We start from the raw sequence: 20,608 nt of genomic DNA on the forward strand, positions 1-20,608 counted from the left end.
TGTTGGTTCGTATTATTGGGTTCATAGTCTTGTCCTTGTTCTTATAGCGGCGCGTTTTCAATCCGTTCCCACATCCGCAGGTAGGCTTCGGCGGAGGTGAAAAGCTGATTGATGGCGTCGTCAATCTGTTCGGGATCGGCATCACTGTTGCGGATCATGTCTTCGATCTGGTCCGGGTACAGGCCGTAATGAGCCACACCGCGGCCGTCGTAAAGGCTGAACTCCCGATCCCCGGTGCGTTGCACATCGAAACGGACCCGACCGTCGATCGAGGTGAACGGGTACAGGCCAGCTTCGTCCTCGGCGGTGCCAGGATTGGACGCCAGCTGCGCAATGCCGTTAACGTCGGAGGCGAAGCCTGCGCCACCGAAAGGGCCCACCTTGAGGTCTTCGTGGCGCGGGCGGTTACCATCCCGGGTCAGCTTGCGCACCCAGTCTTCGCGGGTGCCGCCGAAGGAGGCGGTAATGCCGCCCTGGGCCGCGATACGATCCCGCAGGGCCTCGGTGCCGCCCCAGCCGCCGTGGCTGTTGATCACCGGATAATCCAGTGGCCGCGTAATCTCCAGAATCCGCGCGGCGGCCTTGCGGCTGATGTGGTCGGTTTCGATCATCATCTTGCGGCGCACCAGTTCCTTGATCAGGAAGTCCCCCAGATCGCTCAGGCCGCGACGGTTACAGAGCTGGTCGGTGCCCCGGCGCGGGTCGAGTGCGGCCATTTCCTCCGGGGTTTCAGGGAAACGCTCGCCAAGGTAGTCCATCTGGTACAGCAACTGATCGAACAGGCCGAAGGGTTGCAGGTCGGCGTTCTGGTCCGGCTCGCCTCCGGTGTATTCGACGCTTTCGGGGCATTCCTCGAATTCCACCGGATGACCGGTTTCCAGCAGGTTGCCGGCATAGAGAATCGGACCGATGCCAATGCCGGTGGACAGGTCCGGCAGGTGGCCGCCAAAGGCGTTGTCGAACTTGTGAACCGGGAAGATATTACGGACTCCGAGCTGGTAGAACTGATCCAGCCGTTCCACGATGTCTTCACGGGTGCATTCGGCCACGCCGAGGAATTCGCCGCACTTGAAGACCTTGGACATCTCGATGCCGAGTACCACGGCGAGTTTGCCGTCATCAATCACATCGCGGGCCTGGGCCGGGCTGGTGACGATCTGGAACCAGCCTTTCCCCGGTCCGCCGTGCTGGGCATCGATGTAGTCCTGCATCTCGTACATGCGCTGGATCTGCAGCAGGATGGATTCCATGGGGTCGCAGTCATTCTGTTTCTGCGGATTGATGCGGCAGAGAATCTCGTTGTGCACCAGATGGTTCACCAGGATCTTCATGCCCGCCAGGTGGGCCCGTTCCATCCAGCGGTAATAGCTCTGATGGTGTTGCAGGGAGTTGTAGCGGGGCCAGTCATTGAATGTGGGCCAGCCCTGGGTGTCGTGCAGACCGATGCCGCTGGTGGCCAGTTCAACGAAACCGGTGGCGCCCCAGGGACCATGGACGGCTTCACAGTCATGGAGTGCATGGGTGACGCCAAAGCGGTGAAAGGGCGCGCCGTAGTTCACCCGTCCGCCGATGAACTCATAGGCGGAGATGTGGGAGTGGGTGTCGACAAAGCCGAAGACGTCGTCCTTATCAATGCCTTTCACCTGGCGGAAGCGCTCCACTTCTTTCAGGTAGATCGCCGGACCTTTCGAATCGAGAATCTCGGCATTCAGTTCCGCTTCCGGGTAATGGTCGCAACCCTTGGCCTCACGCAGGGCAAAGGCACCGGATTCATCAATCACGGAAGGAGACACCAGCGCGAGGCCGTCATCCGTGGTTGCCAGCATCAGGCCGGTGACGTCGGAGGCCAGGGTATAGCGCTGTTCATCGCCCAGCCGCTGCAACTGCCATACCGCCAGATCACTGGGCGAACTGACCATGGCCAGCGAGGGGTTGACGGTGGTGTCACCGAGCTGGTCGCCGGTGAATTCAAGACTCTCACCGATCGAACGCAGGGCATCTCCCAGCGGCGCCACCGGATCCAGGACCAGGTTGGTGGTGTCACCGAGACCGGCGACCAGATAGGAAATTTCGCCGATGAAATTGCCGGCCTCGTCCAGGAATTCACCGGCGGGATCGCTGATGCCAAGCAAATCGAACCGACCAACTTCCCCGCTGTTGCGTTGATATCCGGACATCATCAGATAGGCGCCGAGGCGCGTGGGACGCAGCCTGAATGCGGTGGCCTGAGCGGCATCCCGGGTAGTGGCGTACTGGCCCGATTGCGGGTCGGCGCTCAGGTAATTGCCGCCAGCTTCCAGGGTGTAACAGCCATTGGCGAAGCTATAGCGGTCAATCGGGTCTTGTTTCCTGAAGGTTTCAGTGTCCGAGGAAACAACAGGATCGTTGGAAGGTGTTGATGGTCCCTGCTGCGGGCTGCTGTCGTTGCCACCATCGGCGCCGCCACATCCGGTGATCAACAGCGCACCAGCCAATACCCATGCTGTACGCATGGGCCGTTTCTTATAGTTCATGTGAACCTCTCATTCGTCGTCATTACCGGTTTGCCCGGCAATTCTTTTTTTATTGTTGAGGCATTTCGATTATTGTTGTGGTCGCCCGGAAAGGCCCTTCTCCGGGATAACGTGATAGTTTGTAGCATATTGAAAAAGTGTGAACTACGTCACATTGGGCCGTTTTTTGATCACATCGACTGAACCCGAAGGAGCATTCATGGGTATTTCTCAAACCCTCGTTATCGGGGGCATCCGCTCGGGAAAAACGGCGCTGGCTGAGCGGTTGGCAACCGAATCCGGCGATGCGGTGGTCTACGTTGCCACGGCGACGGTGGGGGATGAGGAAATGGCGCAGCGGGTGAAGCGACACGTGGACAGTCGTCCAGCCCGCTGGGGACTGGCGGAAGAGCCGCTAAGGCTTGCCAGTGTCCTGAAAACCTATGAGGGTGAGCGCCTTCCACCCTTCCTGTTGGTCGACTGCATGAGCTTGTGGGTCAGCAACCTGCTGTTTGCTGGTGGGGAGACCTTTGGTCAAGAGCGCGAGGCGTTTCTGGAGGCATTGCGGAACTACCCCGGCAGTGTCGCCATTGTCAGCAACGAAGTGGGGCTGGGGACCATTGGCATGGATCCCCTGACCCGTCGCTTCTGCGATGAGTTGGGCTGGCTGAATCAGGCGATTGCGGCCACCTGTGACCGGGTAGTCATGAGCGTGGCGGGACAGCCGCTGTGGCTCAAGGGGTGATGGTTCTCAGGAACCATGGCTCAGCAGGCAACTGAAAACACCGTGCTCCGACTGGTCAATTCGCACCCGGCTGCGACAGGCATAGGGAACCGACAGGGCTGAGAAACTCCGGTTCAGCGGGATGCCCATGACCTCGGCCAGGATCATGCGGATCACACCGCCATGGCACACCACCAGAACACGCTGCCCTGCCGCTTCACGACACCAGTGATGCCAGGCATCCGCCACCCTGGCGTGAAACCCGGCTATCGTTTCACCGCCGGGTGGCGGATGGGCGACAGGGTCGTTCCAGAACCGGGTCAGCGCCTCCGGGGCGTCAGCGAGGATGGCGTCGGCTGTCATGCCTTCCCAGTCACCGAAACTGATTTCCCGCAGACGATCATCCTGTTCCAGGGGGAGCTGCCGGTCGGTCGCAAGCTCCCTGGCAAACCTGTGGCAACGCAGTAGCGGCGAGGTAACCACCAGGTCCCATTCATCGTTTTCGGATATGGCGGCCCGCATCTGTTGCCATCCCAGCTGACTGAGAGGGTCATCCTGGCTGCCCCGGAACATCGGGCCCCCGGCGGGTTCGCCGTGGCGGATCAGGTCAATGGTTGTGGTGCTGTTTTTCATCAGGGTCCTTCAGGACGTAGCGTCTTTATTGCTGACACCGGCATCGGCAAAACTGGCCATGTTGTTGTGCAGGGCACAGGCTGCCCGCAGCAGGGGAACGGCCACCGCCGCGCCACTGCCTTCGCCCAGTCGCATGCCGAGATCCAGCAGCGGGTCTGCGTCCAGAGCCTCCAGAACCCTGGTGTGTCCCGGTTCCGCTGAGCGGTGTGCGAACAACAGCCAATCCCGCAGGGCGGGTTGTTGGTGAACACCTAACAGTGCGGCCACCGAGACGATATAGCCATCCACCAGCACCGGAATGCCCCGCGCCGCACAACCCAGTATCGCGCCGGTCAGCCCGGCAATTTCAAAGCCGCCGAGAGAGGCCAGTACTGTCAAAGGATCGGTGTTTTTACCGTGTCTTTCCAGTGCCCGGCCCACCACCTGACTTTTACGGGAAATCCCTGCTTTGTCCAGACCTGTGCCGGGGCCAACCAGTTGCTCCGGTGACTGATTCAGCAGGGCACAGGCCAGGGCAGCGGCACTGGTGGTGTTGCCAATACCCATGTCGCCGCCAATAAATAACCGACTGCCGGCGTCAGCAGCGCGTTCTGCCGCCGCGTCGCCACTGGCCAGTGCGGCGCACACCTGGTCTTCGGTCATCGCGTTGGTCACCGCCAGATTGGCCGTCGCCGGTGCGATCTGTTCATCCCGGACACCGGGTAATACTGGCACCTCGCCAACCGTGCCCAGGTTCACTACTTCCAGCGACGCATCCAGCTGTTTTGCCATCACGCTGATGGCGGCGCCACCACCGGCGAAGTTGGCGATCATCTGCGCTGTCACTTCCTGCGGAAACGCGGACACACCTTCCTCACACACACCATGGTCGCCGGCAAACACGGTGATTCGTAGGGGATCCACCGTCGGCTGTTCAGTTCTCTGCAGACCTGCCAGTTGGATGGCCAGTTGTTCGAGCTTTCCCAAGGACCCCGGTGGCTTGGTCAGAACCTGCTGGCGTTCTGTTGCCAGCGTGACAATTTGTGTGTCGGGTTTTCGGGGCTGGTGGATCCAGCACTGAGGCAGTGAGGGCATGGAGTATTCCTGGCCGGTGAAAACAGGGAATGGTCTACCCGGTCCGAAAAGGTGTCAAGGCTGACGGTGACTCGGTTAAACTCCTGCCTGATCACGAACGCCCATAGTCTGGGGAATTGGTTGGGTAGGGCTCTCCAAAACCCTGCGGAGCCATGGATGGCGGAGCGGAGCGTACATGGACGTATTCACAGCGTGTTTTGGAGAGCCCTACCCAACCAATTCCTCACTCCCAAGGTTTGTCTGCTTAAGAGAGATTCTGCCAATTTGAATGCCTATATTTTCTCCGTGATTGTTTGCCTTTTTGCTGTGCTACTGGATCGCGGGCTCGGCGAGCCACGTCGTTGGCATCCGCTGGTGGGGTTCGGACGTCTGGCGGGGTTGGTGGAACGATGGCTGAACCGGTCGCCGACGCATAGAGGTCGGTCAATATCATTGGGGCTGCTGGGCGTATTAATCTTAGTGCTGCCAGTGCTGATGGTGGCCGAGCTATTGCGATGGACGCTGAACGTATGGGTGTATCTGCTGCTGCAAACTTTGGTGTTGTACCTTGCACTGTCGATCAGAGGGCTGACGGAGCATGGTCGGGCGGTGTCGAATGCGTTGCATAGCGGCGATCTTGAACTTGCAAGGGAACAGGTGGGGCGGATTGTCAGCCGTAAGGCCAGCGAGCTGGATGAACAGGGTGTGGCTGCGGCGGCCAGTGAATCCATGTTGGAAAACGGGGCCGATGCGGTGTTTGCCAGTTTGTTCTGGTTTCTGGTGGCGGGTATTCCCGGAGTGTTGCTGCACCGGATGGTCAACACGTTGGATGCCATGTGGGGCTATCGCAATGAACGGTATCTGTATTTCGGGCGGGTGGCCGCCCGGCTGGACGATGTGATGAACTGGGTGCCTGCCCGTCTGACGGCACTGACCTACGCCTTGCTAGGTAACACCCGCCTGGCCTGGCGTTGCTGGCGGACCCAGGCGCCGCAATGGGACAGCCCCAATGCCGGAACGGTAATGGCCGCGGGTGCCGGGGCTCTGGCTGTCACTCTGGGCGGTCCGTCGCCCTATGCTTCGGGCATAAAGCAGCGACCGGTGCTGGGGCATGGGCCGGCGGCCAGTGCGGACACGGTGGATAGTGCCCTTCGCATGGTATGGATGGGTGTCTGGCTCTGGCTAGGTGTGCTCACTCTGTTTGCTGTGGCAGGACTTCTTTTGGGGGTAGGGGCATGACTGCACCGGAACACGGCGGACGACTCAATGCAGCGGCAAAACGCTGGGGCATTCCCCGCGATCAGTGGCTGGACCTGTCCACCGGTATAAACCCCAACGGCTGGCCGGTACCGGATATGCCGCCGGAGGTCTGGCAGCGGTTGCCGGAGCCGGATGATGACCTCGAAGCCCTCGTGCGACAGTGGGCGGGGGCTCCCGCTGACGCTGCCTGTGTACCGGTGGCCGGCAGCCAGGAGGCAATCATGGCGTTGCCCCGGTTGCGGGTCTCGTGCCGTGTGGGTGTTCCCAGCCCCGGCTATCGGGAGCACGGTCACAGCTGGTCCTGTGCCGGGCATCGGGTGGTCAGCCTGGATGGGGCACAGGTCACCGGTGAGGATGAGTCCTGGCTGGATAACCTAGATGTGCTGGTCTGGATCAATCCCAACAACCCCACCGGAGAGACTATCGAGCCAGACCGACTTTTGCGCTGGCATCAACGGCTGCAGCACCGGGGTGGCTGGCTGATCGTCGATGAGGCGTTCGTGGATGGCCGCCCGGAGCTGAGTCTGGGGTTTGCGACCGGGCGGGAAGGCCTGGTGGTGTTGCGCTCTCTTGGTAAGTTCTTTGGCCTGGCGGGCGTACGGGCCGGTGCGGTGTTGACCGGACCCGCGCTGGCGGAACGCCTGCGGAACTCGATTGGCCCCTGGACAGTCAGTGGTCCCGCCCGCTACGTGATGGGGCTGGCCCTGGCGGATGACCATTGGCAAGCCGCCACAGCCGAGCGGTTGTTGGCGGACAGTCAGCGGCTGGAACGGTTGCTGGCTGCTCACGGCCTGAACGGTTCCGGGGGAAGCCTGCTGTTTCGCTATTTTCAGCACCCGCGCTCGGCAGAACTGGCCGACGCGCTGGCCAGGCAGGGCATTCTTGTTCGTCAGTTTGATCAGCCGCCGGCCCTGCGGTTTGGATTACCTGGATCCGAAACGGAGTGGGAAAGGCTGTCGCAGGCCCTGATAGCTTGCCGAATGTCATTGACCAATCGTTAACCGATTGCTAGCCTTGCCGCACTTTTTCAGGTGCCCCGTGCAAAGCGACACAGGGGTGAAACGGGAAGCCGGTTGGATTCCGGCGCTGCCCCCGCAACGGTAATTGAGTCAACGGTGATCGAATGCGCCACTGTGCCCCCTGAGGGTATGGGAAGGCGATCACCCGGGTGTGCCCGAGGCAGACCGCTCATAAGCCCGGAGACCGGCCTGAAATTGCCAGACGTTGCGGTGGGCGACAGTATGGCAGGTGCCGGCTACTCCAACCCGACCTGGATGCTCCCCGAACACCTGCTTCTTCTCCCGTTACCTGATTGCCTGCCCCAACGTCATTACCTAATCCATTCGTGCGGGCGTGCACGAGAATGAGGACGTTGAGATGAAGTACGCACTACCGACCGTGACCCTGTCTGCGGCAACCCTGTTGATCACAACCCAGCCCGCCCTGGGCAATGAAACTTCCGAATCCACGCTGGACCCGATTGTGGTCACCGCGACCCTGGGCCCGAAAACCCGGGGCGAAAGCGACTCCTCTGTTACCGTCATTGATGAAAAGGCCATCGAACGCCTGCAGCCCCAGACTTTCGAGGAGTTGCTGGTAGGACAGCCAGGCCTGGACATCTCCAGTAACGGATCGTTCGGCAAGAACATCAGTGTTTACACCCGGGGTACCGGCAGCGAATCCACCGTGTTCCTGGTGGATGGCGTGCGCCTGCGCTCGGCCACCAGCGGCAGTGCCGCCTGGCAGTATTTCCCGCCGCAGATGATTGAGCGAGTGGAAATTGTGCGGGGTTCGCGCAGCAACCTCTACGGCGCCGATGCCGTTGGCGGCGTTATCCAGGCTTTTACCCACAGTGCGCCGACCGGCCATGAAGGTTGGGTCCAGGCCGGTGGTGGCAATTTCAACACGCAGGAATACACCGCCGGAGCCGCCGGCACCGAAGGCCGGATGAAATACAGCCTGAGCGCCAGCCACCTGGAGACCGACGGCACCGCCATCGTGGAAGGCGGTGAAGACAAGGGCTTTCGCAACAGCTCGGCCCTCGCGTCCGTTGCCCACCAGTTTGACTCCGGCGGTGAGGCTGGCGTTGTCCTCATGCGGGCCCAGGGCAATACCGAATTCGAGGGCGGTGACACCGACTTCGCCATCCAGACCCTCGGTTTCCGTCTGGACACGCCCATCAGCGATTACTGGCGCAGCCGCATCCTGCTGGCGGAATCCCTCGATGAATCCGACAACCGCGATACCTTCGGCGACAGCACCTTCGACACCAAGACGCGCAGTGCTCGTTGGGAAAACCAGATCAGCATCGGTCGTCACGAGTACATTGTGGGTGGTGAACTGCTGGTGGATGAAGTTGACAGCACCACCGAATATGAAGAATCCAGCCGCACCAACGCCGCCATTTTTGGTCAGGCCCTGCTGAATTTCGGTCCCACTGACTTTCAACTGAGCCTGCGGGCGGACGACAATGAGGCCTTTGGCCGCGAGGAAACCGGAGCAGTGGCCATGGGCGTTGACCTGGACCGGAATCATCGGGCCCGGGTGAGCTACAGTACGTCCTTCCGCGCACCCACCTTCAACGATCTTTACTTCCCGGGCTTCGGTAACGCGGACCTGCAACCGGAAACCGCCGGCAGCGTGGAGCTGGGCATTGGCGGGCAGTACCACCACTGGTTCTGGGACGCCGCCATTTATCAGACTGATGCTGACGACCTGATTGTGTTCACCATGAAGGACGGCCGCTTCGCCCCGTTCAATGTGAACGAAGCGCGTATCCGGGGTGCCGAGCTCAGCGCTGGCCTGGAGCTGAACGCGTGGACCGTGCAGGCTGCTGCCTCGGTCACCGACCCACGGGATCAGGAGACCGATAACCGCATTCGTCGCCGCAGCGCCAAGCAGTTCCGGGTGGATGTGGACCGGGCCTTTGGCCAGGTGTCCCTGGGCACAACGGTGAAGGGGCAGGGCTACCGCTATAACGATGCCGATAATGAGGAGCGCATTGCCGGTTTTGCCACCTGGGACCTGCGGGCAAAGTGGCAGATTGACAGTCACTGGACCACAAACCTGACGGTGGACAACGTCCTGGACAGGGAATACGCCACGGCCCTGCGCTTCGATGGAAGCGAGTACGTTGCCGCCGGTCGCACCGCGATGCTGACCATCCGTTACGACATCTGATCGGGCCCGGAGAGGCAAAGGCATGAACTACACGCGTCCAGACCAAACCATCAATGGCCCGGCACTCGCCTTTTTCCTGGCACTGACAGTGCTGCTTTCGACCCCGGTGTTCGGTGCCACGGTCGTTGGCGTGGTCTCGGAACGATCGGCGGCGGAAATGGCTGCCGGGGCGGAACGATTCCTGGTCGCCAATCCGGACCACCGGGTCGTACTGCGAACACCGGAACAGCTGGCTGCCCTGGACAACCAGGCATTGGATGAACTGGTCGGCCGTGCTGATGCCCTGCTGCTGGCGGCGGTCTTCGGCGATCAGGTGGGGCGGCTTGAACAGGCGGTTCGGGATCAGGCGGCAGATCGCTCGTTTCCGATACTGGCCGTCAACGGCGACCGTGCGTTGACCCGGTTGTCGAGGCTGGACGGGCGCGCGGTGCTGGACGGGCTCGATGCCTCTGCCCTTAACGATCTGATGAAAGCCCCGGAGCCGGGCGCAGATGTGAAGGCCCACCGGAAGGCCTTGCGCCAACAGTTTCCGCATCAAGCCCCCTGGCTGGACGGACGAGCCCTTTATCAGGGCCGCACTCCGCAACATCTGGATGGCCTGTTGCGCTGGTTGCTGGTGCAGGCTGGCCATGACCTGACCGTGCCCGACCTACCACCGCGGGCACTGATTCGCTACTACCGTAACGGGGAAGCCGTGGAGGATGTCAGGGATCTGGAGCTGCAACCCGGATCTGTGGTCACTCTGCTGGATCTGGATAGTGGTGACCGCCCGGGCGACCGGGCCCTGCTGGACGCCACCTGTGCCGCCCTGGAAACCCGGGGTATCCAGTGCTTTGCCATCCTGTCCCGCTGGGGCGGCGCCAGCCTGGAAGCGGTGCGTACCCTGGAAAAAGCCACTGGGCCGGCGACCCTGACCGGCATTGTCAGCCTGCAGGATTTTACCGTTGGCGGCGGTGAGGGCCGGCGCCAGGTCACCGAGGCGCTGACCCAACTGGACGTTCCGGTGATCAAGGGGCTGCGACTGGCCTCACGCACTGTTAACCAGTGGCAGCTGTCAGTGGACGGCATCCCGGCAGACAAGGTGCACTACAAACTGGCCATGCCGGAACTGCAGGGTGTCAGTCAGCCCATGGTGCTGGCCACCGCTGAACCGGAAGTGATCGACGAACGCACCGGCGTGGCCCTGACCCTGACACAACCGGTAGCGGACCGGGTGGCCGCCGTGGCCGATCGCCTGAAACGCTGGCAGGTTCTGCAAACCAAACCCAATGCTGACAAGCGCGTGGCGATCATCTACTACAACCACCCGCCGGGGCGCCAGAACATTGGTGCGGACAACCTGGATGTGCCCGCCTCCCTCTACGAGATGCTGACCTGGCTCAAGGCCGAGGGCTACACCACCGGCCCGCTGCCGGACGGTCCGGAGGCCCTGACCGATCTGATCCAGCAGCGCGGCGTGAGCCTGCCGGATGATCTCCGGGCGCTGCGGGAAATGGCGGGTCAGGTAGCCTCCATGGACAGTGACACCTACCGGCGCTATCTGGAAACCTTGCCGGCGGTGGTGCAGCAGGAAATGGCCCACGGTCCCCTGGGCTATCTGCACGAGCGGCTGGAGCAGGCTCACGGTATGGGCGAGAAAGACCTGGCGACCGGGCTGTTGAACCGGGGCATCCGCGATCTGCGTCATTTGATTGAACACCTCCAGCACCCCAACCGCAAGAGCGCCCTGACCCGGTTGGACGAGTACGAATCGCTCTGGCAGCGTCGGCTGAATGAGGGCGGTCATCGGGATGAACTGAAGGCCCGCCGCGATGCCCTGGCCAACACCGGCATACCCGGCCTCAAGGGCTGGGGCGAGGCGCCGGGGCACTCCATGGTGGTGGACGACCGGCTGATTTTCCCCGGCCTGCGCTTCGGCAACATCTTTATCGGCCCGCAGCCACCGCGTGGTTGGGAAGTGGACGAGGAACTGCTGCACGCCAACACCACCTTCCCGCCGACCCATCAATACGTGGGCTTCTACCACTGGCTGCGGGATCACTATCAGGCGGACGCCCTGGTGTACGTTGGGCGTCACTCCACCCGGGAATTCCTGCCCCGCCGCCGCGCCGGGCTGACCGGGGATGATTACCCGGACCTGCTGGGTGGCGACCTGCCGCTGATCTATCCCTACATTGTTGACGGCGTGGGCGAGGGTATACAGGCCAAGCGCCGGGCCCTGGGGGTGATGATCAGCCACCTGACCCCGCCGCTGGCGGCCACCGAACTCTACGATGACTTGCTGGAATTGCGTCAGCTGGTGGAAACCTGGGAGTCCGCCAACGAGCCTGACAGCCCGACGCGGGAGCGGGCGCTGGACATGCTACGGGAGAAAATCCAGGTACTGGATATCGGCGAAGATCTGGAACGGGAAATCGCCAGCGAAATGGGCCTGGCGGTGGACGAAGTCTCGGTGGATGAGTTGTCCCCCGACCTGTTGGTCCACGAAGCGGGCCACTACGTCACCGATATGCAGGAACACTTCATGCCCCTGGGGCTGCACGTGTTCGGCCGTGACTGGAGTGCCGAGATGGTGGAGACCATGCTGGACTCCATGGCGGGTAAGGCCGGGACGCCCGAGAGCGAATGGCGAGAGAACCTGGAAGCATCACCGGCGGCCGAGCGCCAGAGTCTCCTCGGCGCGCTGGACGGCCGTTTTGTGGCACCGGGGCAGGGTAACGACCCGTTGCGAACTCCGGCGGTATTGCCCACCGGGCGCAACTTTCACGCCCTGTCCGATGACCTGATTCCGACCCGCGTGGCCTGGTCCCTGGCGACCGAACTGGCGGAAGCCGCCGTGGCCGACAAGAGCAAACAGCCGGGCGAGAGTGATGCCCTGGTGCTCTGGGCCTCCGACACCGTGCGCGACGAAGGTGTAATGATCGCCTTCGGCATGAAACTGTTGGGCATTCGGCCAGTGTGGAACAGCCGGGGCATCGTCAAGGGGCTGGAGCGCCTGCCCGCCGGGCCGGAAACCGAGACCCCGGTTCGACGCAACGTGGTCTTCACCACTTCCGGGCTGTTCCGGGATCTTTATCAAAGCCAACTGAAATGGCTGGACCTGGCCTCCCGCTACGCCCTGGCCGGCGCGGCGAACACCATAGAAGCGGAATACCCGGACATGGTGGAAGCCCTGGACCAGGCCCTGTCGGATCTGCCGGTGGCCATGCGCGAACGTGGTAACGAAACCCTGGCCGTCAACGGGGTCGCGGCCCGCTGGGTTGCCGATACACGGGTGCTGATGGCGGCCGGAGCCTCTGCGCGTGATGCCGGCGCAGAGGCCGCCCACCGGGTCTTCGGCACCGCACCGGGGGCCTATGGCGCCGGCGTTAACCGACTGGCCACCCGTACCGGCGCCTGGCAGGATCGGAAACAACTGGGCGATGCCTACCGCCGTCGCATGGGCCATGTCTACGGCAAGGGCAGTCAGGGCGAGCCCGCTCACCAGGCCTTTGATCGCCAGTTGCACACCGTCAATCACACCTACCTGGGGCGCGCGAGCCACCTTTATGGTCTGCTGGATAACGACGACGGTTTTGACTTCCAGGGCGGCCTCTCCAACGCGGTCGAACACCTGCGCGGCGAGCCCCCACAGAACCGCGTACTGCAGTACGCAGATCCGAAAAGCCCACGGGTCGACTCACTGCAGCGCGCGCTGCAGGTGGAGCTGCGCGCCCGTAACCTCAACCCGCAATGGCTGGCGCCGCTGATGGAGCATGGTTATGCCGGGGCCCGCACCATGGGCAGCGATTTTCTCGACAACCTCTGGGGCTGGCAGGTCACGAGTCCTCAGGTGCTGCGCTCCAGCATGTGGGACGAGATCAACGAAGTGTACTTCCAGGATCGCCATAACCTGGGGCTGGATGAGTTCCTGGCGGAGGGGCACAATGTTCACGTCAAAACCCATATGCAGGCCATTGCGTTGCTGGCGGCCAAGCGGGGATTCTGGGAGGCGGATGTGTTCACCCGCCGAGCCCTGGCTCGTGACTTTGCCGGCAATATCATCGACCATGGCTTGCCCGGCAGCGGCCACACCCGGCCGGACCATCCGTTGATGGACTGGGTGGCGGAACAGCTTGATCCGCAACAGCGGGAAGCCTTTGAATCCGCCCGCAAGGGAGGCTCGACCGCCTATCCTCTGGGGGCTGCTGCCAATGACGATTGCCAGAACCCGACTAACCGGACAGCCTCATGCTGAATGTTTCCAGACGATTGACGGCCATTGCTGCAGCCGTGCTGGCCTTGTGGCAGGCGCCTGTTCACGCCGCTGAGGTCTGTGCCACCGATGACACCGGCACGGAAGTCTGCCTTGACCAGCGGGCCAGCCGGATCGCGGCCCTGTCCCCCGGAGCCACCGAACTGGTCTGGGCCGCGGGTGCCGGAGAACACGTGGTCGCGGTGGTGTCCTTCAGTGACTACCCGGAAGCAGCCAAAAAGGTCACCTCCGTGGGCAGCCATACCCGCATGGATCTGGAGCGGTTGATGGAGCTGCAGCCAGACCTGGTGATTGGCTGGGTCACCGGCAATCCGCCGGAGCAGCTTGAGGCCATCAAGGATCTCGGGGTTCCGGTGTTCTCCATCGAGCCCCGCACGTTTGAAGCGGTATCCCACACCATTGAACGGCTGGCCACCCTGGCAGGCACTGAAGAAGAAGGCTTCGCTGAAGCCGAACGTTTCCGCCGGGGCATCGCCGAACTGGAACGCCAATACCGCAATTCGGAGCCAGTGCCGGTGTTCTATCAGGTCTGGGACGAACCACTGATGACGGTGAACGACGAGCACCTGATTGGAAAGGTGATCACCCTGTGCGGTGGCGTCAATGTCTTCGGTGAGCTGGAACGGCTGGTGCCACGGATCAGCCCGGAGGCGGTGATCGGCGCCAACCCCGAAGCCATCCTGGCCGGTGGTATGGGGGAAGAGAACCGGCACTGGCTGACCCGCTGGGAGGCATTCCCCGGTATTGAAGCCACCGCCAGGGACAATCTCTATTTCATTCCGCCGTCCCTGGTACAGCGCCCGACGCCGCGTATGCTGGAAGGTTCAAAGCTGTTTTGCCAGAAACTGGACGAAGCCCGTGCCAAGCGCTGACCGGAGACTACGCCCGTGAGCCGGCCGCTGCTCAAGCCACTGCTGATCCTCGCGCTGGCCAGTCTGGCGGCGATGGTGCTGTCTGTGGGCACGGGCAGTGTCAGTGTGGCGCCGGGGCAGGTACTGGCGGTACTTCTGGGGGAAGGCGGCAACCTGCAGCAGACTCTGGTGCTGGAACTGCGCCTGCCCCGGACCCTGTCAGCGTTTGCCACCGGCGGGCTATTGGCGGTGGCCGGGGCCCTGATGCAGGTGTTGTTGCGCAATCCACTGGCGGATCCCTACGTGTTGGGCTTGTCCGGTGGCGCTGCCGTCGGCGCCCTGCTCGCGATGCTGGCCGGGCTGGGCGGTTTGATCATTTCCGGTTCGGCCTTTGCCGGCGCCCTGCTGGCCACCCTGATGGTGTTTGGCCTGGCCCACGGTACCGGAAGCTGGACACCGTCCCGTTTGCTGTTAACCGGTGTGGTGGTGGCCGCCGGCTGGGGCGCGGTAATCACCCTGATGCTGGCGATCAGTCCGGCCCAGCGCCTGCCCGGGATGCTGTACTGGCTGATGGGGGATGTGTCCTACGCCCGTTCGCCCTGGCCGGCGCTGGGCTTCCTGTTACTGGTGTGCCTGCTGCTGGTGCCGCTGGGCCGAAGCCTGAACGTGCTGGCTCGCGGGCCTATGCAGGCGGCCGCGTTGGGGGTGGCTGTGCGACCGCTGGAGTGGACGATCTACATCCTTGCCAGTCTGCTCACCGCGACCGCGGTCACCATGGCCGGCAGTATCGGTTTTGTGGGTCTGGTGGTGCCCCATATGCTGCGGCTGGTGCTGGGTAACGACCAGCGCCTGATTCTGCCTGCCTGCGCCCTGGCCGGCGGCACCCTGCTGGTGCTGGCGGACACCCTGGCGCGGGTGGTCATCGCGCCGGAACAGTTGCCGGTGGGGGTAATTACCGCCCTGCTGGGCGTACCGACATTCCTATACCTGCTGTACCGGAGCCGCTGATGAATCCGTTACGGGCAAACGAACTGGTGATTGATATTCCCGGTCGGGGCGATGGTCAGCCCCTGGATTTCAAGGTAGAGCCGGGGCAGATGTGGGGCGTGCTGGGCCCGAATGGCGCCGGCAAGACCACACTGCTGCATACCCTGGCGGGCTTGCGGGCGCCGCGTCATGGGGAAGTTCATTTAGGTGAGCACTCACTGACTGAGCTTCGGCGCCGGCGGATTTCACAACAACTGGGGCTGGTGTTTCAGGAACGGCAGGATGGCTTTCCCGCCACGGTACTGGAAACCGCGCTGATCGGTCGTCACCCGTGGCTGTCCCCCTGGCAGATGGAGTCCGGGGACGATGAGCGCCACGCGCGGCAGGCGCTGGAACAACTGGATGTGGGCCATTTGAGTGACCGCCTGGTGAACACCTTATCCGGTGGCGAACGCCAGCGCGTGGCCATTGCCACGGTGCTGACCCAGGCGCCGGACACCTGGTTGCTGGACGAACCCACCAACCATCTGGACCTGCATCATCAGGTGTCGGTATTGCAGTTACTTACCGAGCAGGCTCGTTCAGGACGATCCATTTTTATGTGTCTGCACGACCTGAACCTGGCGGCCCGCTGGTGTGACCATCTGTTGTTGCTGTACCCCAATGGCGATGCCTGTTGGGGACCGGCGGAGCGGATGTTGGTGCCGGAGGCGCTTGAACGACTCTATGGCCAGAAACTGATTACTGTGGAAGCTGATGGGGCTCCGGTGTTTGTGCCTGTTAAATCTTAAGCTTGGGAGTAGCGACCGGGGGCGGGTACAGCCTTCCGGGACACGCTGTGAATACGTCCCTGTACGCTCGACAAAAACATCCATGTTTTTGACGGTCCCGGAAGGCTGTACCCGCCCCCGGCCGCCCAAATTCAGTGGTAGGCGAACCTAGCGTTTATATGAAAGCAACTGTACCTGCAGCAATGATTACCGCCCCTGGCTCCGGTCAGGGTAAATCCATGGTGACTGCAGCCCTGGCCAGGTTACACCGGAATGCCGGGCGAAAAGTTCGGGTGTTCAAGCATGGGCCGGACTATCTGGACCCGATGGTGCTGGAAGTCGCCTCCGGCCAACCGGTGTACCAATTACACCCCTGGATGACCGGTGAGGATGAGTGTCGCTGGCGGCTGACTGAGGCCGCCCAGGATGCGGACCTGATCCTGGTGGAAGGCTCCATGGGGTTATTCGATGGCGACCCGTCTAGTGCGGATCTGGCCAAGCTGATGGGCATTCCGGCGTTGCCGGTGATCGACGCCCGGGGCATGGCTCAGACGTTTGGGGCAGTCGCCCTGGGGCTGGCGAGTTTTGATCCGGAGTTGCCGGTTTATCAGGTAATTGCCAACCGCATTGGCAGCGCCCGCCACGGGGACATGCTGCGGGAAAGCCTGCCGGAAGGTATCGACCTGCTGGGGGCGATTCCCCGCAACGAGGCCATGAACATTCCGGATCGACACCTGGGGCTGGTTCAGGCCGGCGAGCTGGATGATCTGGGCCAGCGTCTGGATGCCGCCGCCGAGGTGTTGGCCGAGGCCGGGCTGGACGGCTTGCCGCAGCCGGTTACCCTGTCTGCGGAAAAACCGGAACCGGCACCCCGGCTGCTGGAGGATGTGCGCATCGCCATCGCCCGGGATGCGGCGTTCAGCTTTATCTACCGTGCCAACCTCGACCTGTTGCACGCCATGGGCGCGGAGCTGATGTTCTTCTCGCCGTTGACCGACAACGAGGTACCCGAAGCCGATGCCCTATGGCTGCCGGGCGGCTACCCAGAACTGCATGGCGCCGTGCTGGCCGCCAACACACCGATGCTGGAGGCGATTCGTCAGCATCATGCAGCCGGCAAGCCGATCCTGGCCGAATGCGGTGGCCTGATGGCCTGTTGCGAAACCCTGATAGACAAGAACGGCGAAAGCCACCATCTGCTGGGGCTGATGCCCGGCGGTGTGGAAATGGCGGGCAAGCTGCAGGCACTGGGACTGCAAAGTCTGGCCACGGAGCAGGGTGAATTGCGGGGCCACACCTATCATCATTCCCGCCTGGACACCAACTGGGTCCCATGGGCCCGGACCCGCAAACTGGCGGGCACCGAGGCTGAGCCGGTGTTCTGCCACAACGGCCTGGTGGCCAGCTATTTTCATGGTTATTTCCCTTCCGCACCGGAATTGGTGGCGGCCATTTTCCGGGGTGAGTCTCTGACCCCGGCCTCGACAGCGAAGGAGCAATCTCATGCGTGAACGTGCTAAAGATCCTGAGCGCCATGCCCGGCGCATGGAAGCCAAGCAGAAAATCATGCAGGAGCGTATCGCCCGCGCCCAGAAAGAGCAGGGCGTGTTGCTGGTGCTCACCGGCCCCGGCAAAGGCAAGAGCAGCTCCGGCTTTGGCATGGTGGCCCGGGCCCTGGGCCATGGCATGAAAGTGGGCATCGTCCAGTTCATCAAGGGTGCGTTCAGCACCGGTGAGGAAGCCTTCTTCCGGGACCTGCCCAATGTGGATTACCACGTCATGGGCCAGGGCTACACCTGGGACACCAAGAACCGGGAACAGGACGTGGAAGCCGCCAATGCCGCCTGGGACGTGGCCGCCGCCATGCTGAAGGACGACAGCTACGATCTGATCCTGCTGGACGAACTCAACATCGCCCTGAAGTACGACTACATCGACCTGGACCGGGTACTGGATGATCTGCAGGCCCGGCCGGAAATGCAGCATGTGGTCGTCACCGGCCGCTCGGCACCGAAGGAACTGGTGGACCTGGCGGACACAGTGACCGAAATGGGTGTGGTCAAGCACGCCTTCAAGGACCAGGGTGTAAAAGCCCAGAAAGGCGTAGAGCTGTAACAGGCCGGACCCCATGACCACACTGATGATACAGGGCACCACCTCCGACGCCGGCAAGACCACGGTGGTGGCCGCCCTGTGCCGCTGGCTGGCGCGCCAGGGCGTGTCCGTGGCGCCGTTCAAACCCCAGAACATGGCCCTGAACAGCGCCGTCACCGTCGACGGCGGCGAGATTGGCCGTTCCACGGCCCTGCAGGCCCTGGCCTGTGGCCTGGAGCCCCACAGCGACATGAACCCGGTGCTACTCAAGCCCCAGAGCGACTGCGGCGCCCAGGTGATCCTGCGGGGCAGGGTCCACGGCAACATGGACGCGCTGGATTACCACGCCTACAAGGCCGAGGCGATGAACTCGGTGATGGAGGCCTGGCGTGCCCTGAGCGCCCGTTACGACGTGATCATCGCCGAAGGCGCCGGCAGCCCCGCCGAGATCAACCTGCGCACCAATGACATCGCCAACATGGGCTTCGCCGAGGCGGCGGACTGCCCCGTGCTGGTGGTTGGTGATATCGAGAAGGGCGGCGTGTTCGCGCAATTGGTCGGTACCCTGGAACTGGTGTCCGACAGCGAACGGGCACGCACCAAGGGGTTTATCATCAACCGCTTCCGGGGCGACATTGCTCTGCTGGAACCGGGGCTGGACTGGCTCGCCGAACGCACCGGCAAACCCGTGACCGGTGTGCTGCCTTACCTGCACGGGCTGGTGATCGACGCTGAAGACAGCGTGGGCACCAGCGGCAGCAGCGAGGTTGGCGCGCTGAACGTGATCGTCCCGGTACTGCCCCGCATCAGCAACCACAACGACTTTGACCCCCTGCGCCTGCACCCCGGCGTGAACCTCCAGTTTATCGGCCCGGACCAGCCCATCCCCCCGGCGGACCTGATCTTATTGCCCGGCAGCAAAAGCACCCGCCACGACCTGCAGTGGCTGAAGGCCCAGGGCTGGCCCCAGGCGATCCGCAGGCACCTGCGATACGGTGGCAAAGTCTTCGCCATTTGCGGTGGTTTTCAGATGTTGGGTAGCGAGGTACAAGACCCGGACGGACTGGAAGGCGAAGCCGGCAGCACCGAAGGCCTGGGCCTTCTGGACATGACCACCCGCATGGTGGCCGGCAAACAGCTGAAGAACGTGGCCGGCACCCTCGCCATCGACCCGGATAAAGCCCCTTTCACCGGCTACGAAATGCACAATGGCGTCACCACCGGCCCGGCCCTGTCATCACCCATGGCAGAACTGGACGACAAACCGGACGGTGCCATCAGTGACGATGGTCTGGTAGCGGGCACCTACGTTCACGGCATCTTCGATCAACCCGAAGCCTGCACCGCGATCCTGCGCTGGGCGGGCCTGGATGCCGCCACAGATCTGGCCGGTGAAGCCGTGAATTACCAGCAACACCGCCAACAACAACTCGACCGGCTGGCCGACCTGGTGGAAGACCATCTGGACACGGACTGGCTACGCAACCTGCTAGGCCTGGGCAAACAAACCACCAACGCAGACGACCGAACCAAACGTAGGTCGGGTTAGCGCAGCGTAACCCGACACCCAACCAGGACACCCCAAACCAATGACCAACCCCAACCGCCCCTTCACCGACCAAGAGCGCCAGGGCCTCTACCGCGCCATCCACGAACGCCGTGACGTCCGCTCCCAGTTCCTGCCCGACCCGATCACGGCAGACGTTCTGGCCCGCCTGCTCACCGCCGCCCATCACGCTCCCTCCGTGGGCTTTATGCAGCCCTGGGACTTTATCGTCATCGACAGCACCGAGGTGCGCCAGTCCGTCCTCGACATCTTCGAAGAGGAAAACCGCAAGGCCGCCGACAACTACACCGGCGAGCGCAACACCCAATACAGGAGCCTGAAACTACAGGGCATCCTCGAAAGCCCCATCAACCTCTGCATCACCTGCGACCGCAGCCGCGGCGGCACCCACGTACTGGGCCGCAACTCCATCGTCGAAACCGACCTGTTCAGCACCTGCCTGGCAGTCCAGAACCTGTGGCTGGCCGCCCGAGCCGAAGGCATCGGTGTGGGTTGGGTCAGCATCCTGGATCAGCAGAAGCTGGCCAACACCCTTAACCTGCCGGAACAGGTCTACCCGCTGGCGTACCTGTGCCTGGGCTATGTCAGCGAATTTCTGGACCAGCCGGAACTGCAGGCCAAGGGCTGGCGCTCACGGTTACCGATTGAGGAACTGGTGCATGGCAATGGCTGGGGGCAGCCCCAGGAAAACCTTGAGCTGAAGGCAGCACTAGCGGCACTAAAAGAACAGGAGCGGAACTAA

General features: G+C 62.7%; 15 protein-coding genes and 1 riboswitch. Of the genes, 12 read left to right on the forward strand and 3 right to left on the reverse strand.

Going from position 1 to position 20,608, the window contains the following annotated elements; all coding sequences use genetic code 11:
- Positions 1–41: 41 nt before the first annotated feature.
- Entirely contained in the window at positions 42–2,513 is a 2,472-nt protein-coding gene (locus EHN06_RS01630) for a membrane dipeptidase (protein WP_127329574.1), read from the reverse strand.
- A gap of 199 nt (positions 2,514–2,712) precedes the next feature.
- On the opposite strand from EHN06_RS01630, the gene cobU reads away from it, so the two are divergent.
- Positions 2,713–3,237: a bifunctional adenosylcobinamide kinase/adenosylcobinamide-phosphate guanylyltransferase gene (gene cobU, locus EHN06_RS01635; RefSeq protein ID WP_127329576.1), complete on the forward strand. Its 525-nt coding sequence runs from the start codon at positions 2,713–2,715 to the stop codon at positions 3,235–3,237.
- 6 nt (positions 3,238–3,243) lie between these two features.
- On the opposite strand, the gene EHN06_RS01640 is transcribed toward cobU, so the two are convergent.
- On the reverse strand, positions 3,244–3,849 hold the full coding sequence (locus EHN06_RS01640) for a histidine phosphatase family protein (RefSeq protein ID WP_127329578.1): 606 nt from the start codon (positions 3,847–3,849) through the stop codon (positions 3,244–3,246).
- Between the two features lie 9 nt (positions 3,850–3,858).
- Positions 3,859–4,914 (reverse strand): nicotinate-nucleotide--dimethylbenzimidazole phosphoribosyltransferase, encoded by a 1,056-nt coding sequence (gene cobT, locus EHN06_RS01645; RefSeq protein ID WP_416332572.1) that lies wholly within the window; start codon positions 4,912–4,914, stop codon positions 3,859–3,861.
- Positions 4,915–5,199: 285 nt separating this feature from the next.
- Here cobT and cbiB point away from each other — a divergent pair, with 285 nt between their 5' ends.
- The 11 genes from cbiB (at position 5,200) to bluB (ending at position 20,608) form a co-directional block, all read left to right on the forward strand.
- Complete coding sequence (cbiB, locus tag EHN06_RS01650; protein WP_127334311.1) at positions 5,200–6,141, forward strand: adenosylcobinamide-phosphate synthase CbiB; 942 nt, start codon at positions 5,200–5,202, stop codon at positions 6,139–6,141.
- Positions 6,138–7,163, forward strand: coding sequence for a threonine-phosphate decarboxylase CobD (gene cobD / locus EHN06_RS01655; RefSeq protein WP_127329582.1), 1,026 nt, complete (start codon positions 6,138–6,140; stop codon positions 7,161–7,163). Before cbiB ends, cobD begins: the two co-directional genes overlap by 4 nt.
- An 11-nt stretch (positions 7,164–7,174) precedes the next feature.
- Positions 7,175–7,389, forward strand: a riboswitch (cobalamin riboswitch).
- A gap of 150 nt (positions 7,390–7,539) precedes the next feature.
- Positions 7,540–9,342, forward strand: a complete 1,803-nt coding sequence (locus EHN06_RS01660) for a TonB-dependent receptor plug domain-containing protein (RefSeq protein WP_228257389.1) — start codon at positions 7,540–7,542, stop codon at positions 9,340–9,342.
- Between the two features lie 22 nt (positions 9,343–9,364).
- Entirely contained in the window at positions 9,365–13,579 is a 4,215-nt protein-coding gene (locus EHN06_RS01665) for a cobaltochelatase subunit CobN (protein ID WP_127329584.1), read from the forward strand.
- A complete protein-coding gene (locus EHN06_RS01670) occupies positions 13,573–14,469 on the forward strand; it encodes a cobalamin-binding protein (RefSeq protein WP_127329586.1) in 897 nt (298 codons plus the stop codon). The genes EHN06_RS01665 and EHN06_RS01670 overlap by 7 nt, the downstream gene beginning before the upstream one ends.
- Positions 14,470–14,541: 72 nt before the next feature.
- A complete protein-coding gene (locus EHN06_RS01675) occupies positions 14,542–15,456 on the forward strand; it encodes an iron ABC transporter permease (RefSeq protein WP_323053026.1) in 915 nt (304 codons plus the stop codon).
- Complete coding sequence (locus EHN06_RS01680) at positions 15,456–16,226, forward strand: ABC transporter ATP-binding protein (RefSeq protein ID WP_127329588.1); 771 nt, start codon at positions 15,456–15,458, stop codon at positions 16,224–16,226. The genes EHN06_RS01675 and EHN06_RS01680 overlap by 1 nt, the downstream gene beginning before the upstream one ends.
- Positions 16,227–16,384: 158 nt before the next feature.
- The gene (locus EHN06_RS01685; protein WP_127329590.1) at positions 16,385–17,716 is read left to right on the forward strand and encodes a cobyrinate a,c-diamide synthase; all 1,332 of its coding nucleotides are present in this window, start codon (positions 16,385–16,387) and stop codon (positions 17,714–17,716) included.
- Positions 17,709–18,320 (forward strand): cob(I)yrinic acid a,c-diamide adenosyltransferase, encoded by a 612-nt coding sequence (gene cobO / locus EHN06_RS01690; RefSeq protein ID WP_127329592.1) that lies wholly within the window; start codon positions 17,709–17,711, stop codon positions 18,318–18,320. Before EHN06_RS01685 ends, cobO begins: the two co-directional genes overlap by 8 nt.
- Positions 18,321–18,333: 13 nt before the next feature.
- Positions 18,334–19,848 carry a cobyric acid synthase gene (locus EHN06_RS01695; RefSeq protein ID WP_127329594.1) on the forward strand — a complete coding sequence of 505 codons (1,515 nt, stop codon included), beginning with the start codon at positions 18,334–18,336 and terminating at the stop codon, positions 19,846–19,848.
- A 40-nt stretch (positions 19,849–19,888) separates the two neighbouring features.
- Positions 19,889–20,608 (forward strand): 5,6-dimethylbenzimidazole synthase, encoded by a 720-nt coding sequence (gene bluB / locus EHN06_RS01700; protein ID WP_127329596.1) that lies wholly within the window; start codon positions 19,889–19,891, stop codon positions 20,606–20,608.

This window comes from Marinobacter sp. NP-4(2019) (assembly GCF_003994855.1).
Classification (GTDB): domain Bacteria; phylum Pseudomonadota; class Gammaproteobacteria; order Pseudomonadales; family Oleiphilaceae; genus Marinobacter.